This is a genomic window from Streptomyces sp. NPDC042002 (assembly GCF_055588305.1).
In genome coordinates this window covers 1-15,336 of the sequence record NZ_JBVJCT010000057.1, presented here as the reverse complement: position 1 = coordinate 15,336, position 15,336 = coordinate 1, and the positions used below count along the sequence as shown (strand labels likewise).

Annotated in this window: 12 protein-coding genes; 9 read left to right on the top strand and 3 right to left on the bottom strand. The window is 71.4% G+C overall.

Annotation, left to right across the window (positions count from 1 at the left end; genetic code table 11):
* The first annotated feature begins 31 nt into the window (after positions 1-31).
* The 4 genes from ACZ6KY_RS39945 to ACZ6KY_RS39930 are packed head-to-tail and all read left to right on the top strand — an operon-like array spanning position 32 to position 4,698.
* Positions 32-1,096 carry a DUF6457 domain-containing protein gene (locus tag ACZ6KY_RS39945; RefSeq protein WP_469315169.1) on the top strand — a complete coding sequence of 355 codons (1,065 nt, stop codon included), beginning with the start codon at positions 32-34 and terminating at the stop codon, positions 1,094-1,096.
* The gene (locus ACZ6KY_RS39940; protein WP_469315168.1) at positions 1,093-2,541 is read left to right on the top strand and encodes a molybdopterin molybdotransferase MoeA; all 1,449 of its coding nucleotides are present in this window, start codon (positions 1,093-1,095) and stop codon (positions 2,539-2,541) included. The genes ACZ6KY_RS39945 and ACZ6KY_RS39940 overlap by 4 nt, the downstream gene beginning before the upstream one ends.
* 48 nt (positions 2,542-2,589) lie before the next feature.
* Complete coding sequence (locus tag ACZ6KY_RS39935) at positions 2,590-3,687, top strand: potassium channel family protein (RefSeq protein WP_469315167.1); 1,098 nt, start codon at positions 2,590-2,592, stop codon at positions 3,685-3,687.
* A 30-nt stretch (positions 3,688-3,717) separates the two neighbouring features.
* Entirely contained in the window at positions 3,718-4,698 is a 981-nt protein-coding gene (locus ACZ6KY_RS39930) for an NAD(P)H-quinone oxidoreductase (RefSeq protein WP_469315166.1), read from the top strand.
* A 78-nt stretch (positions 4,699-4,776) separates the two neighbouring features.
* On the opposite strand, the gene ACZ6KY_RS39925 is transcribed toward ACZ6KY_RS39930, so the two are convergent.
* Entirely contained in the window at positions 4,777-5,499 is a 723-nt protein-coding gene (locus ACZ6KY_RS39925; RefSeq protein WP_469315165.1) for a hypothetical protein, read from the bottom strand.
* 228 nt (positions 5,500-5,727) lie between these two features.
* On the opposite strand from ACZ6KY_RS39925, the gene ACZ6KY_RS39920 reads away from it, so the two are divergent.
* The gene (locus ACZ6KY_RS39920) at positions 5,728-6,270 is read left to right on the top strand and encodes a bacterial proteasome activator family protein (RefSeq protein ID WP_467755384.1); all 543 of its coding nucleotides are present in this window, start codon (positions 5,728-5,730) and stop codon (positions 6,268-6,270) included.
* A gap of 195 nt (positions 6,271-6,465) precedes the next feature.
* On the opposite strand, the gene ACZ6KY_RS39915 is transcribed toward ACZ6KY_RS39920, so the two are convergent.
* Positions 6,466-8,091, bottom strand: a complete 1,626-nt coding sequence (locus tag ACZ6KY_RS39915; RefSeq protein ID WP_469315164.1) for a protein kinase domain-containing protein — start codon at positions 8,089-8,091, stop codon at positions 6,466-6,468.
* A 305-nt stretch (positions 8,092-8,396) separates the two neighbouring features.
* Here ACZ6KY_RS39915 and ACZ6KY_RS39910 point away from each other — a divergent pair, with 305 nt between their 5' ends.
* The gene (locus ACZ6KY_RS39910) at positions 8,397-9,962 is read left to right on the top strand and encodes a protein kinase domain-containing protein (protein ID WP_469315163.1); all 1,566 of its coding nucleotides are present in this window, start codon (positions 8,397-8,399) and stop codon (positions 9,960-9,962) included.
* A gap of 323 nt (positions 9,963-10,285) precedes the next feature.
* On the opposite strand, the gene ACZ6KY_RS39905 is transcribed toward ACZ6KY_RS39910, so the two are convergent.
* Positions 10,286-10,951 carry a response regulator gene (locus ACZ6KY_RS39905; protein WP_469315162.1) on the bottom strand — a complete coding sequence of 222 codons (666 nt, stop codon included), beginning with the start codon at positions 10,949-10,951 and terminating at the stop codon, positions 10,286-10,288.
* Positions 10,952-11,364: 413 nt separating this feature from the next.
* Here ACZ6KY_RS39905 and pdhA point away from each other — a divergent pair, with 413 nt between their 5' ends.
* Genes pdhA through ACZ6KY_RS39890 form a run of 3 tightly spaced genes read left to right on the top strand, consistent with a single transcriptional unit; the run spans position 11,365 to position 15,066 of the window.
* On the top strand, positions 11,365-12,594 hold the full coding sequence (gene pdhA / locus ACZ6KY_RS39900) for a pyruvate dehydrogenase (acetyl-transferring) E1 component subunit alpha (protein WP_469315161.1): 1,230 nt from the start codon (positions 11,365-11,367) through the stop codon (positions 12,592-12,594).
* Positions 12,595-12,596: 2 nt separating this feature from the next.
* Entirely contained in the window at positions 12,597-13,577 is a 981-nt protein-coding gene (locus ACZ6KY_RS39895) for an alpha-ketoacid dehydrogenase subunit beta (protein WP_469315160.1), read from the top strand.
* Between the two features lie 10 nt (positions 13,578-13,587).
* The gene (locus ACZ6KY_RS39890) at positions 13,588-15,066 is read left to right on the top strand and encodes a dihydrolipoamide acetyltransferase family protein (protein ID WP_469315159.1); all 1,479 of its coding nucleotides are present in this window, start codon (positions 13,588-13,590) and stop codon (positions 15,064-15,066) included.
* The last annotated feature ends 270 nt before the right edge of the window (positions 15,067-15,336 follow it).

Genomic DNA, 15,336 nt, shown 5'->3' with positions numbered 1-15,336 from the left:
CACTGATCCTTCGGGCGCCCATACTCGGGGCATGACCGCGTACGAGCCCGAGGGCGCGACCGGGCGATCGGGCAGCTCAGGCCCGCAGGGTACCCCCGGTGCCGATACCGGGTACGACGCCGTCGTGCTCGCGGGCGGTGCGGCCCGGCGGCTCGGCGGCGCGGACAAGCCCGGCGTCCGGGTGGGCGGCCGGGCGCTGCTGGACCGGGTGCTGGCCGCCTGCGCCGGTGCCACCCGCACGGTCGTCGTGGCCGAACCCAGGTCCACCGCACGCCCCGTGGAGTGGACCCGCGAGGACCCGCCCGGCGGGGGACCGGTCGCCGCGCTGGACGCCGGGCTGCGGCACACCACGGCGCCCCGCGTCGTCGTGCTCTCGGCCGACCTGCCGTTCCTGGAAGAGGGGACGGTACGGCGCCTGCTGGACACCCTGCGCGCCGGCGGCGCCGAGGGGATCCCGCTCGCCTCCGAAGAGGACCGCCCGGCCCACGACGGGCCCGGCATCCGCCCCGACGGTGTTCTTCTCACCGACCCCGACGGGCGGGATCAGCCGCTCGTGGCCGTCTACCGCGCGCACGCGCTGCGCCGTGAGCTGGCCGTGCTCGCCGCCGCACACGGGGGACTCGGCGGGCTGCCGCTACGACGGCTCGTCGCCGCCCTCGACCTCACCCGTGTCTCCGACCCCGTCGCGTCCTTCGACTGCGACACCTGGGACGACATCGCCGCCGCTCGAGCACGCATCAGGGAGCATGGGCACGTGCTGGATGAATGGATTTCCGCAGTCAAGGACGAGCTGGGCATCGACCTGGACGTCGACACCGGCGTTCTGCTCGACCTGGCCCGCGACGCCGCCCACGGAGTGGCCAGGCCGGCCGCCCCGCTGACCACGTTCCTCGTCGGATACGCGGCCGCGCGCGCCGGCGGAGGACCGGAAGCGGTCGCCGAGGCCGCCCGCAAGGCCGCCGCACTCGCGCTCCGCTGGGCCGACGAGGACACCCCCGACACCAAACCGGAGGCGGACACCGCGTCTCCCGGCACCCCCACCACGCCCGCCGGAGCCACCCCGGCGGCCCCCGCCACCGAGCCGGACGCCGGATGACCGCCGCCCGCTCCACCCGGGACAGCCAGGACGCCGACGACTTCGACGTCGAGGAGGCGCTCGCCCTGGTCAAAGGGGTCGGCGCCCGCGCGCCCGGCGATCCCGGCCGAGCGGACAGTGCCGCCCTCGGCTCCCAGGGAACCGACGGGGCAGCGGTCCCCGCGCCCGACGCGCGGGACAGCGGCACGAGCGAACACACCCACCACCGGGCCATCCCGTGGCCCGAGGCCCGAACCGTCGCCGAGCGGGCCGCCCGCTCCCTACCAGGCCGTACCCCCGTTTCGGTCCCCCTCGACGCCTCCCTCGGCCTCGTCCTCGCCGCCCCCCTGACCGCGCTCACGGACCTGCCCTCCTTCGACACCTCCGCCATGGACGGCTGGGCGGTCGCCGGACCCGGGCCCTGGGAGGTGCGGGAGGACGGCGTACTCGCCGGGCACGCGGAACCGGAGCGGCTCAGCGACGGCGAGGCCGTCCGGATCGCCACCGGGGCACGCGTCCCGCGGGACGCGACCGCCGTCCTGCGCAGCGAACACGGCCGCCTCGACGACAAGGGCCGACTGCACGCGGGCGGCGGGCAAGCGCCCGGCTCCGCCCGCTCCCGGGGAATCCTGGCGATCGCGCACGGGCAGGACATCCGCCCGCGCGGCCAGGAGTGCCGCAGCGGCGACCAGTTGCTGCCGCTCGGGGTGCTGGTCACCCCCGCCGTGCTGGGCCTCGCGGCGGCCGCCGGGTACGACACGCTCGCCGTCGTGCCCCGTCCGCGCGCCGAAGTTCTCGTCCTCGGCGACGAGTTGCTGACCGAGGGACTGCCCCGGGAGGGGTTCATCCGGGACGCACTCGGTCCCATGCTGCCGCCGTGGCTGCGGGCGCTCGGCGCCGAGGTCGTCGCGGTACGCCGGCTCGGCGACGACGCGAAGGCGCTGCACAAGGCGATCACCGGCTCCCGGGCCGACCTGATCGTCACCACCGGCGGTACCGCGGGCGGCCCCGTCGACCACGTCCACCCCACGCTGCGCCGGATCGGCGCCGAACTGCTGGTGGACGGTGTCAAGGTGCGGCCGGGACATCCCATGCTGCTGGCCCGTACCCGGGAGAACCAGCACCTCGTCGGCCTGCCCGGCAACCCCCTCGCCGCCGTCTCCGGACTGCTCACGCTCGCTGAGCCGCTGCTGCGCACGCTGGCCGGGCGGGTGGCCCCGGAGCCGTACACGCTCCCTCTCAAGGAAGCCGTGCAGGGCCACCCGTACGACACCCGGATCGTCCCCGTCTCGCTGCGCGGCGACCGGGTCGCGCCGCTGCACTACAACGGCCCGGCGATGCTGCGGGGCATCGCCGCCTCCGATGCGCTCGCCGTCGTACCGCCGGGCGGCGCGCGGGCCGGCCAGGAGCTGGAACTCATCGATCTGCCGTGGGCCACCGCGGGGATCGACGCGTGCTTCGTCTGAGCCGGCCGTCGGCGGGAGCGGCATGAATCCGATCGGGGAGTGTTTCACGTGAAACTTCCGGGCCATGACGCGATCGCCCGCCAGGCGGACGAACATCTCGTGACCCATCAGGTGAAACTGCCGCAGAAGATCGTGGAGCGTCCGATCCGGCAGGTCGCCAAGCGGCTGGCGATGGCGCTGCTGGTGCTCGTGGTCACCGCGCTCATCGTCTGGTTCGACCGCGACGGCTACAACGACAGCTCGGACGGGAGTGTCGACCTGCTCGACGCCTTCTACTACGCGACGGTCACCCTCTCCACCACCGGATACGGCGACGTCACCCCGACCAGTGATGTCGCCCGGCTCATCAACATCCTGGTCATCACGCCCCTGCGGGTGCTGTTCCTGATCATCCTGGTCGGCACCACGCTGGAGGTCCTCACGGAACGCACCCGCGAGGAGTGGCGATTGAACCGCTGGAGGGCGGCCTTGAAGGATCACACCGTCGTTGTCGGCTTCGGGACCAAGGGGCGGTCGGCTGTCGAGACCGTCTGTGCGACCGGGCTGAAGAAGGAACAGGTCGTGGTCGTCGACCCGAGCCCCCGAGTGGTCGACGCGGCGACGGCCGACGGGTACGCGGGAGTGATCGGGGACGCCACGCGCAGCGATGTGCTGATGCGCGCCGAGGTCCACAAGGCACGGCAGATCATCATCGCCACGCAGCGGGACGACACCGCCGTCCTGGTCACTCTGACGGCCCGGCAGCTCAATCGCGGCGCGAAGATCGTCGCCGCCGTCCGCGAAGAGGAGAACGCGCCGCTGCTCCAGCAGTCCGGCGCCGACGCGGTCATCACCAGCGCCAGCGCGGCCGGCCGGCTGCTCGGGCTCTCCGTGCTCAGCCCCGTCGCGGGCATGGTGATGGAGGACCTGATCCATCAGGGCAGCGGGCTCGACATCGTCGAGCGGCCTGTCACAGAGACCGAGGTGGGCAAGGGCGTCCGGGAGACCACCGACCTGGTGGTCAGCGTCGTACGGGGGCCTCGCGTCCTTGGATACGACGACCCGGACGTCGGCACACTGCGGCTGACGGACCGGCTGATCACGATCGCGCGGGTCACCCGGAGCAGCCGGAAGACGCCGGGCATCCGGCCCCTGCCGCAGGAATAGGCGGTACCTCTCAGGAGTAGCGTCCCTCCTATGTACGCGATCACGATTCCTGAACCTGGTGGGCCCGAGGCGCTGGTGTGGGACGAGGTCCCCGATCCGGTGCCGGCCGAGGGCGAAGTGCTGGTCGAGGTGGTGGCCAGTGCCGTCAACCGTGCCGATCTGATGCAGCGGCAGGGCCTGTACAACCCGCCGCCCGGGGCCTCCCCCTACCCCGGACTCGAATGCTCGGGACGCATCGTGGCGGTCGGCGCGGGCGTCCTCGGCTGGGCGGTCGGTGACGAGGTGTGCGCGCTGCTCGCGGGCGGCGGATACGCCCAGAAGGTCGCCGTCCCGGCCAGGCAGCTGCTGCCCGTGCCGGCCGGACTGGACGTCCGGCAGGCGGCGGCGCTGCCCGAGGTGACGTGCACTGTCTGGTCGAACGTCTTCATGGTCTCCCACCTGCGCCCCGGCGAGACCCTGCTCGTCCACGGCGGCTCCAGCGGCATCGGCACCATGGCGATCCAGCTGGCGAAGGCCGTCGGCGCGAAGGTCGCGGTCACGGCGGGCACCAAGGAGAAGCTGGACTTCTGCGCGGAACTGGGCGCGGACATCCTGATCAACTACCGCGAGCAGGACTTCGTCGAGGAGATCAAGCGGGCCACCGACGGGGCGGGGGCCGACGTCATTCTCGACAACATGGGGGCCAAGTACCTCGACCCGAACGTGCGCGCTCTCGCCGTCAACGGACGTCTCGCCATCATCGGCATGCAGGGCGGCATCAAGGCGGAGCTGAACATCGCCGCCCTCCTGAACAAGCGAGCCGCCGTCAGCGCGACCTCGCTGCGGGCCCGGCCGCTCAGCGAGAAGGCGGCGATCGTGGCGGCCGTACGCGAGCACGTGTGGCCGCTGATCGACTCCGGCCGTGTACGTCCTGTCGTCGACCGCGAGCTGCCGATGAGCGACGCGGCGGGGGCGCACCGGGTGCTGGAGGAGAGCAGCCACATCGGAAAGGTGCTGCTCGTCGCCCCCTAGGGCGCGCTTCAGGCGTGGTGTACCCGCCTGTTTCAGGCGGCGTACCCACACGCTTCAGGCGTGGTGTACCCGAGTGCCTCAGCCGCGGCGTGCCCGCAGGGCCAGGAAGGCCAGCCCCAGGCCCAGGCCGATGAGGATCAGACCGCTGCCCAGCGGCAGGATCGCCAGGGCCGGGTCGGGCGTGGCGCCGGGGCCCACGACGCTCTGCTGGACGGGGACCGCGTCGTCGCTCGAGGGCTCGGAGGCCACGCTCGGCTCCGTGAGCCCGGGGTCGGTGTCGGCGGCGGGTGCCGTGTCCTGGAGGTCCGGGGTGTCCGTGCCGTCCTGGCTGTCTGGAGTCTCCGGCTCCGAGCGGCCGGGCCGGACGCGTCCCTCGCCCGCGAAGCTCCCCGCACGGGAGGGGTCCGCCGTAGGTGTGGGCCGGGCGGGATCGGAGGCGGCAGGGCCGGCCGCCTCCGAGGCCGCGGTCCCGTCGGTGGACGGAACCGGCGCGGTGGCGGACGAGGGAGCCCCGGAGGTCGAGGGCGGCCTGGAGGTCGAGGGAGCCCCGGCGGCCGAGGACGGTCCGGCGGCCGAGGACGGTCCGGAGGTCGAGGACGGTCCGGAGGCGGTGGGGCCGGCTGCGCCCGAGGTGGCGGTCCCGTCGGTGGACGGAGCCGGCGCGGTGGCGTACGAGGGAGCCCCGGAGCTTGCGGGGGCCGAGGGGCCGGCGGTGGTGGCGTTCGCGAGGGGGCCGGCGCCGTTCAGCAGGGCGGCCACCAGCAGTCCGGCCGTGGGCAGGGTGCGGAGCCATGGAGTCACGTCGGTGACCCCCTCCCGGTACGGTTCGCCAAGACGGGTGCCGTGATCGACGAAACAAGCCTCACATGACCGCGTGATCCCGGCATCTCGACAGATAGTGACCTCATTCGCGCACTTCAGGGGCCGTGGAACCGCGTCTTCTCGCGAACTGGGACCTCGTACGTGGTGGATCACCGTGTACGGGGGGCACCACCGTGATGGAGTACGTGGGTGCGAGAGAATGGCGGCATGGAGATGCCGAGGAACGAACGGTCGCCGGAGAACCCTCAGATCCTGGTTGTCGGCCAGGACGGAATGGCTCTCGGCGGCACCGGGGACGAGGACTCCCGCGAGATCCCGGTGACGGAGATGGTGGAACAGCCCGCCAAGGTGATGCGTATCGGCAGCATGATCAAGCAGCTGCTGGAGGAGGTGCGCGCCGCACCTCTGGACGAGGCCAGCCGGGTCCGGCTCAAGGAGATCCACGCGAGTTCCGTCAAGGAGCTGGAGGACGGTCTGGCCCCGGAGCTCGTGGACGAACTGGAGCGGCTCTCCCTGCCCTTCACGGACGAGGGGACCCCGAGCGACGCGGAACTGCGGATCGCGCAGGCTCAGTTGGTGGGCTGGCTCGAGGGACTCTTCCACGGGATCCAGACGACCCTGTTCGCGCAGCAGATGGCGGCCAGGGCGCAGCTGGAGCAGATGCGCCGTGCCCTGCCGCCGGGTGTCGGCGGTCTGGAGGGCGACGAGGACCCCCGTACGGGAGGCCGCTCGGGCGGACCGTACCTGTAACCACCCAGGTCACCGAGCCACCCAGCCGACAAGGTCACCCCAGCGAACAAGGTCACCCCGACCGAAACGGGCCCGGCACCGAAGTGCCGGGCCCGTTCCCGAATCCGCTGCCGAAGCGCGCTCGTGGAGTTCGGCCCGCTCGGCCCTCGTGGGCCGCCCGAACCCCGCGAACCGCTCCGAGTGTTCAGGGGCGGCTCAGGAGGGGTTGCCCGTCGACACCTTGAGTTCGATGTCGGGCATCTGCTTGGGGTCGACATCCTCGCCGGCGGAGGGGAACTGGTCCATGATCGTGTCCTCGCCGTAGGTGTTCTCGTCCACGCGCGTGACCTTCATCTTCCAGCCGGCGGCCTGGAAGCAGGACTTCACCGAGGTGAGGTTCTTGAAGTGGAAGTCCGGGACCTGGATCTTGTCCGGGTCGTCGTACGACTCCTGAGGGTCCGTGCACTTCTCGGTGTCGATCGTCTTGGACGTGTCCGGACCCTTGTGCCCTTCGACCACGGTGGGCGAGCCGCTCGCGGTGCTGCCGCTGCCGCCGCCCTTGTTGTCGTCGCCGGTTCCGGCGTTCATGGTGAGCGCGGTGATCAGGCCGCCGATCGCGATGAGCGCGACCACGACGGCGCCGATCACGACCGCCTTGTTGCTCCCGCCCCCCGAGCCGCCGGGGACGGCCTGGGGCGAGAGGTTGTACGGCGGCGGGGTCGACGTGCCGTGCTGCGGGGAGTACGCGGACGTCTGCTGCGGAGTCGGGTAGCCGCCCTGCTGCGGGTAGCCGTACGCGGGGGCCGGGGCCGGGGCCGGTGTGCCGTACGGGCCCGGCTGGTACGGCGTCTGCACGGGGCCGGGTGCCGGGGTGCCCTGGTCGACCGGCGGGAAGACGGCGGAGCCGACGCCCGAGCCGCTCGGCGTCTGGGCGCCCGGCACGATGTTCGGCGCGGACGCCTGGAACGACTGGGCGACCCGCAGGCACTCGTCCCGCATGATCTCGGCGCTCGGGAAGCGCTCGTTCGGGTTCTTCTTCAGCGCGCGGGCGATCAGCGCGTCCACCGCCGGGGGCAGCGAGCGGTTGACCGAGGAGGCCGCGACCGGCGCCTCCTGGACGTGCGCGTAGGCGATGGCCAGCGGGGAGTCCGCCTCGAACGGCAGCCGCCCGGTGACCAGTTGGAACAGCATGATGCCGACCGAGTACAGGTCGGACCGGGCGTCGACGCCCCGGCCGAGGGCCTGCTCCGGGGAGAGGTACTGCGGGGTGCCGACGACCATGCCGGTCTGCGTCATGGAGGTGACGCCGGACTGCATGGCACGGGCGATGCCGAAGTCCATGACCTTGACGACGTTGCGCTTGGTCATCATGACGTTGCCCGGCTTGATGTCCCGGTGGACCAGGCCCATCTCGTGGCTGATCTCCAGGGCCGCCAGCACATCGGCCGTGATCTTCAGTGCCTTGTCGGCGGGCATCGCGCCGTACTGCTGGATGTCCGCGTCGAGGACCGAGCCGAGCGGCTTGCCCTCGATGTACTCCATGACGATGTACGGCGTCGTCATGCCGTCGAGGTCGTCCTCGCCGGTGTCGAAGACCGAGACGATGTTCGTGTGCGTGAGCTTGGCCACCGACTGGGCCTCGCGGCGGAAACGCTCGCGGAAGGCCTGCTCGCGGCCGAGCTCCGTGTGCAGCGTCTTGATCGCCACCTGGCGGTCGAGCACCGAGTCGTACGCGAGATGCACCGAGGCCATACCGCCCTCGCCGAGCAGATCGCGCAGCTGGTAGCGGCCGCCGGCGACCGCGCGCCCCGCGTACCGGCCCTGTGCGCCGTCCTGGCTCATGTTCTGCGTCCCCCGAGGCATCGGTGATCGATTGGCTTATTCCGGGCCAAGTCTGCCCGAGGGCACGGACACGTCAAGCTCGGTGCCCGTTCCGTGACCGTCTGAGAAAGAAGCGTCGCGGAAGCGTTACAGGTGGCGTACGGCCGGTACACGGAATTGGTACCCACGGACCTTCGAAGGGTTGGCCGGCCGGTCCATCTCACGTTCATCTCGGACCGGTGTCATGCGCGGAACCTGTAGCGTGGCCCGACGGAGACCGTAACAACCACCGCGCAGACCGCGGGCAGAAACGACGGCGAGGACTGATGGCACAGCAGCAGCGCGCTCAGGGCCCGTCCGACCCCGAGGCGACTGGCGGCGGTATGTCAGATGCGCCGGAGATGTGGGGTAACGGCGGGTTGGTCGGCGATGGCCGGTATCGGCTGACGCACAGACTCGGCCGGGGCGGCATGGCCGAGGTGTTCGCCGCCGAGGACGTGCGGCTGGGGCGGACCGTGGCGGTCAAGCTGCTCCGTTCCGACCTGGCCGAGGACCCCGTGTCCAAGGCGCGTTTCACACGCGAGGCGCAGTCGGTCGCGGGGCTCAACCACCATGCGGTCGTGGCCGTGTACGACTCCGGCGAGGACGTGGTCGGCCACGGTGTCGTCCCGTACATCGTGATGGAGATCGTCGAGGGTCACACGATCCGCGATCTGCTGATCAACGCCGAGGCCCCGGGGCCCGAGCAGGCGCTGATCATCGTCTCCGGTGTCCTGGAGGCGCTCGCCTACTCGCACCAGCACGGCATCGTGCACCGCGACATCAAGCCGGCGAACGTGATCATCACGGAGACCGGCGCGGTCAAGGTGATGGACTTCGGCATCGCGCGCGCTCTGCACGGCGCGCAGTCGACGATGACCCAGACCGGCATGGTCATGGGCACCCCGCAGTACCTCTCCCCTGAGCAGGCGCTCGGCAAGGCCGTCGACCACCGGTCCGACCTGTACGCGACCGGCTGTCTGCTCTACGAACTCCTCGCGCTGCGGCCCCCGTTCACCGGTGAGACGCCGCTGTCGGTGGTCTACCAGCACGTCCAGGACATCCCGGTGCCTCCCTCGGAGGTCTCGGGCGAGGTGCCGCCGGAACTCGACGGGCTCGTCATGCGCGCCCTCGCGAAGGATCCGGACGACCGGTTCCAGACCGCCGAGGAGATGCGCGGCCTCGTCCAGTACGCGCTGCAGATGCTCTACGACCAGGGCAGTCACACCGGCACCTGGAACACCGGCCCCGTCACCCTGCACGAGGGGCCGCACGGCTCGGCGTCCGGTTTCGCCGGTACGGCCGCGCTGCCGCACCCCGGTGACTCCGGAACCACGCAGATCCCGGCGCCGCTCATCCCGCCCTACCGGGGCGGCGGTGACGACGGCGGCTTCGACGGGCACGGCAACCGGGGCGGTGGCCGCGGCAAGCTGTGGATCCTCGCGGTCTTCGCCCTGATCGCCATCGCGGCGGGTGTCGCGCTGGCGATCAACACCACCAACACCGGCGGGGGCGCGGGGACCAGCACCTCGCAGCCACCGGCCGCCACGCACTCCAGCAAGAGCGACGACTCCACCAAGCAGCCGACCGACGCGGCCACGGACCAGTCCACGGACGACACCTCGGACGACTCGACCAACACCGGCGACGGCACGGACTACACCCCGTCGTACCGGCCGACCCGGAACGTCACCAGCCAGCCGCCGACGGACCAGCCGACCGACGAGCCGACGAAGCCGGCGCCGACCACGGCGGCCCCGACGGACGAACCGACCACGCCGACGACGGATCCGACGACCAGCGCTCCGGCAGGCGACGGCACCGAGTCCCCCGCCGCGGGGGACGTCGGCTGACCTGGTCCGGCCGGGTCCCGACGGATCCGAGAAGAGCACACCGTCCCCGCGGGGGGGGGGGGGGGAGGAGAAGGGAGGGGGGAGGGGGGGGGGGGAGGAGGGGGGGGGGGGGGGGGGGGGGGGGGGGGGGGGGGGGAGGGAGGACGGTGCGTCCTCGTCCTCTTCCCCCCCCCCCCCCACAAACCCCCCCCCCCCCCCCCCCCCCCCCCCCCCCCCCCCCCCCCCCCCCCCCCCCCCGCGGCGTACCGCCCGATGTCCGGCACCGGTGGGACGGGGAAAAGAGGCACCCGCCCTCACAAGAGGGGTTATAAGTCCGGAATTATTCAGTGGTGCTGTTGTTCCGCCTGTATGCGCGCCACATAGGCCGCCGCCTGCGACCGGCGCTGCATTCCCAGTTTGGAGAGCAGGCTCGACACATAATTCTTGATCGTTTTCTCTGCGAGGTGCAATCGCTCTCCGATCAGGCGATTGGTGAGGCCTTCGCCGATCAGGTCGAGGATCTTGCGTTCCTGGTCGGTGAGGCGGTCGAGCCGGTCGTCACCCCTGGCGCCGCCGCCGTCCCGCAGTCGCTCCAGGACGCGCGCGGTGGCCACCGGGTCGAGCAGGGACTTTCCGGCCGCGACATCCCGTACGGCCGCGAGCAGCTCATTGCCGCGGATGGCCTTGAGGACATAGCCCGACGCGCCCGCCATGATCGCGTCGAACAGGGCCTCGTCGTCGGCGTACGAGGTCAGCATCAGGCACTTGATGTCCTCGTTCGCGGAGCGGATCTCGCGGCAGACCTCCACGCCGCTGCCGTCCGGGAGACGTACGTCCAGGACGGCCACGTCCGGGCGGGTGGCCGGGATCCGGACCAGCGCGTCGGCCGCCGTGCCGGCCTCTCCCACGACTTCGATGTCGTCCTCGACCGAGAGCATCTCGTGCACTCCGCGGCGGACCACTTCGTGGTCATCGAGGAGGAATACGGTGATTTTCCCGTTTTCGCGCACGCTGTCAGTCTCACACACGATCATGGGCATTGCCCCAGGTGAACTCTTCCCGAGTCCGGGGTGGCCGGGATAACGTGCCGGTGTTCCGGCCCCCTGCAAGGCTGTGACCAGTGCTGTGACCAGCGACTGTTCCCGATCTGCTCGATCTAGTAGGAAATCCACGTTTCCAAGTACTTGGATTTCCTATCAAAATCGCAGGTCAGGAAGGGTTTCACAGAATTGTGAAGCACTGGGTAACGTGACTGTTGCAGGGCGCTCGCCGGGGCACCTGTCACGCCTGTTCCCGGCCGAGTGGCACCCACCCCGTGCACGGGTGCCGGAACAGGCGAGCCGCTCCCCCGAGCTCAAACCGCGAGCGAGGGGGACCCCAGCCTTCCGGCAACCCCGGGGGCCGGACCGACGGAGGAGCACACGTGACCGTGGAGAGCACTGCCGCGCGCAAGCCGCGACGCAGCGCCGGTACGAAGAGCGCCGCGAGCGCCAGTACGACCGGTACCAAGAGCGCCGCGAGCAGGAGCGCCGGCGCGGCCGCCAAGAAGTCGCCGGGCGCGACGGGCGGCGAGCCGGAGCTCGTTCAGCTGCTGACCCCGGAAGGCAAGCGGGTCAAGGACGCCACGTACGACCCGTACGTCGCCGACATCACCCCCGAGGAGCTGCGCGGCCTGTACCGGGACATGGTCCTGAGCCGCCGCTTCGACGCGGAGGCCACCTCCCTCCAGCGCCAGGGCGAGCTGGGCCTGTGGGCCTCGATGCTCGGCCAGGAGGCCGCCCAGATCGGTTCGGGCCGGGCCACCCGCGACGACGACTACGTCTTCCCCACCTACCGCGAGCACGGCGTCGCCTGGTGCCGCGGCGTCGACCCGACCAACCTGCTCGGCATGTTCCGGGGTGTGAACAACGGCGGCTGGGACCCGAACGGCAACAACTTCCACCTGTACACGATCGTCATCGGCTCGCAGACGCTGCACGCCACCGGCTATGCCATGGGCATCGCCAAGGACGGCGCCGACTCGGCCGTGATCGCGTACTTCGGGGACGGCGCCTCCAGCCAGGGCGACGTCCTGGAAGCCTTCAACTTCGGGGCGGTCTACAACGCTCCCGTGGTGTTCTTCTGCCAGAACAACCAGTGGGCGATCTCCGAGCCGACCGAGCGCCAGATGCGCGTGCCGCTGTACCAGCGCGCGCAGGGCTTCGGCTTCCCCGGCGTGCGCGTGGACGGCAACGACGTGCTCGCCAGCCTCGCGGTGACCCGCTGGGCCCTGGAGCGGGCCCGCAACGGCGAGGGCCCCACCCTGGTGGAGGCGTACACCTACCGCATGGGCGCGCACACCACCTCCGACGACCCGACCAAGTACCGGGCCGACGAGGAGCGCGAGGCGTGGGAGGCGAAGGACCCGATCCTGCGCCTGCGCGCCTACCTGGAGTCCGCGGACCACGCCGACGAGGCGTTCTTCGCGGAACTCGAGACCGAGAGCGAAGCGTTGGGCAAGCGGGTGCGCGAAGTCGTACGGGCCATGCCGGACCCGGACAAGTTCGCCATCTTCGAGAACGTGTACGCGGACGGGCACGCGCTCGTCGACGAGGAGCGCGCCCAGTTCGCCGCCTACCAGGCGTCGTTCGCGGACGCAGGGGAGGGCAAGTAGCCATGGCGACCGAAAAGATGGCGCTGGCCAAGGCGATCAACGAATCGCTGCGCACGGCCCTAGACGCCGACCCCAAGGTCCTCATCATGGGCGAGGACGTCGGCAAGCTCGGCGGTGTCTTCCGGGTCACCGACGGGCTCCAGAAGGACTTCGGCGAGGAGCGGGTCATCGACACCCCGCTCGCCGAGTCGGGCATCGTCGGCACCGCGATCGGCCTGGCCCTGCGCGGCTACCGCCCGGTCGTGGAGATCCAGTTCGACGGCTTCGTCTTCCCGGCGTACGACCAGATCGTCACCCAGCTCGCGAAGATGCACGCGCGGGCGCTGGGCAAGATCAAGCTCCCCGTCGTCATCCGCATCCCGTACGGCGGCGGCATCGGCGCCGTCGAGCACCACTCGGAGTCCCCGGAGGCGCTCTTCGCGCACGTGGCGGGCCTGAAGGTGGTCTCCCCCTCGAACGCGGGCGACGCCTACTGGATGATGCAGCAGGCCATCCAGAGCGACGACCCGGTGATCTTCTTCGAGCCGAAGCGGCGCTACTGGGACAAGGCCGAGGTCGACAAGGACGCCATCCCCGGCCCCCTGCACAAGGCGCGGGTGGCCCGCGAGGGCGCCGACCTCACCCTGGTCGCGTACGGCCCGATGGTGAAGGTCTGCCTGGAGGCCGCCGCGGCCGCCCAGGAGGAGGGCAAGTCGATCGAGGTCCTGGACCTGCGCTCGATGTCGCCGATCGACTTCGACTCCATCCAGGCCTCGGTCGAGAGGACCCGCCGCCTGGTCGTGGTGCACGAGGCCCCGGTGTTCCTCGGGACGGGCGCGGAGATCGCGGCCCGTATCACCGAGCGGTGCTTCTACCACCTGGAGGCGCCCGTCCTGCGGGTCGGCGGCTATCACGCCCCGTATCCGCCGGCCCGCCTGGAGGACGAGTACCTTCCGGGCCTGGACCGCGTGCTCGACGCCGTCGACCGCTCGCTGGCGTACTGAGGAGAGAGCCGTGACGACGATGACTGAGAACGCGTCGGGACTCCGCGAGTTCAAGATGCCCGACGTGGGCGAGGGACTCACCGAGGCGGAGATCCTCAAGTGGTACGTCCAGCCCGGTGACACGGTCACCGACGGCCAGGTGGTCTGCGAGGTCGAGACCGCCAAGGCCGCGGTCGAACTGCCGATCCCGTTCACCGGTGTGGTGGCCGCACTCCACTTCCCCGAGGGCACGACGGTGGACGTCGGCCAGGTGATCATCGCGGTGGACGTGTCCGGTGGGACGGCGCCCGCGCAGGCGGCCCCGGCCGCCGGGCGGGCACCCGCCGCTCCCGCGGTTCCCGCTGCCCCTGCCGCCCCGGTGGCGGAGGCGGCCCCCGCCGAGAAGGCCAAGCCCGAGGGCCGCACGCCGGTCCTCGTCGGGTACGGCGTGGCGGAGTCCTCCACCAAGCGGCGCCCCCGCAAGGGAGCCGAGGTCCCGGCCCAGGAGAGCGAGACGCTCTACGCGGCCACCGCGATCCAGGGCGAGCTCAACGGCCACGGGCCCGCGGACCGGCAGCGGCCGCTCGCCAAGCCCCCGGTCCGCAAGCTCGCCAAGGACCTCGGGGTCGACCTGACGACGGTCACCCCGTCGGGCCCGGACGGCATCATCACGCGGGAGGACGTGCACGCGGCGGCAGCCCCGGCGCAGGCACCCGTTCCCGCTCCGGCCGCCGTCCCGGCCCCGGCTCCGCAGGCCCCGGCCCCCGTCCAGCCGCAGGTTCCGGCCCCGGCCGCGTCGTACGACGGCGCGCGCGAGACCCGGATCCCGGTCAAGGGTGTCCGCAAGGCGATCGCCACCGCGATGGTGGGCTCGGCGTTCACCGCGCCGCACGTCACCGAGTTCGTGACGCTCGACGTGACGCGCACGATGCGCCTGGTCGAGGAGCTCAAGCAGGACAAGGACATGCAGGGGCTGCGGGTCAATCCGCTGCTGCTCGTCGCCAAGGCCCTGCTGGTCGCGATCAAGCGCAACCCCGGTGTCAACGCGTCCTGGGACGAGGCGAACCAGGAGATCGTCCAGAAGCACTATGTGAATCTGGGCATCGCCGCCGCCACCCCCCGCGGTCTGATCGTGCCGAACATCAAGGACGCCCACACCAGGACCCTGCCGCAGCTGGCCGAGTCGCTGGGCGAACTGGTGGCCACGGCCCGCGAGGGCAAGACCTCACCGGCCGCGATGCAGGGCGGCACGGTGACGATCACCAACGTCGGCGTCTTCGGCGTCGACACGGGCACGCCGATCCTCAACCCCGGCGAGTCCGCGATCCTCGCGGTGGGCGCGATCAAGCTCCAGCCCTGGGTCCACAAGGGCAAGGTCAAGCCCCGTCAGGTCACCACGCTGGCGCTGTCCTTCGACCACCGCCTGGTCGACGGCGAGCTCGGCTCCCGGGTCCTCGCCGACACCGCGGCCGTCCTGGAGCAGCCCAAGCGGCTGATCACCTGGGCGTGAGCCGGCCGGCCGGAAGGACGTGAGTCCCGCCGGCCGACCGGAAGTGATTCCGTAAGCGCCGAGGGCGCCTCTTCCCGTACGAGTCCTATACGAGTCCTGTACGAGTCCCGTACGGGAAGAGGCGCCTTCGGCATGCCGAGCCGGGCTCCCGGCGCGGCCGGCAACACGAGAGGGGGGGGGGGGGGGGGGGGGGGGGGGGGGGGGGTTTTTTTTTTTTTTGTTTTTTTTTTTTGGGGTGTGGCCTCTCCCGTTTTTCTTTCGGCTTCGACA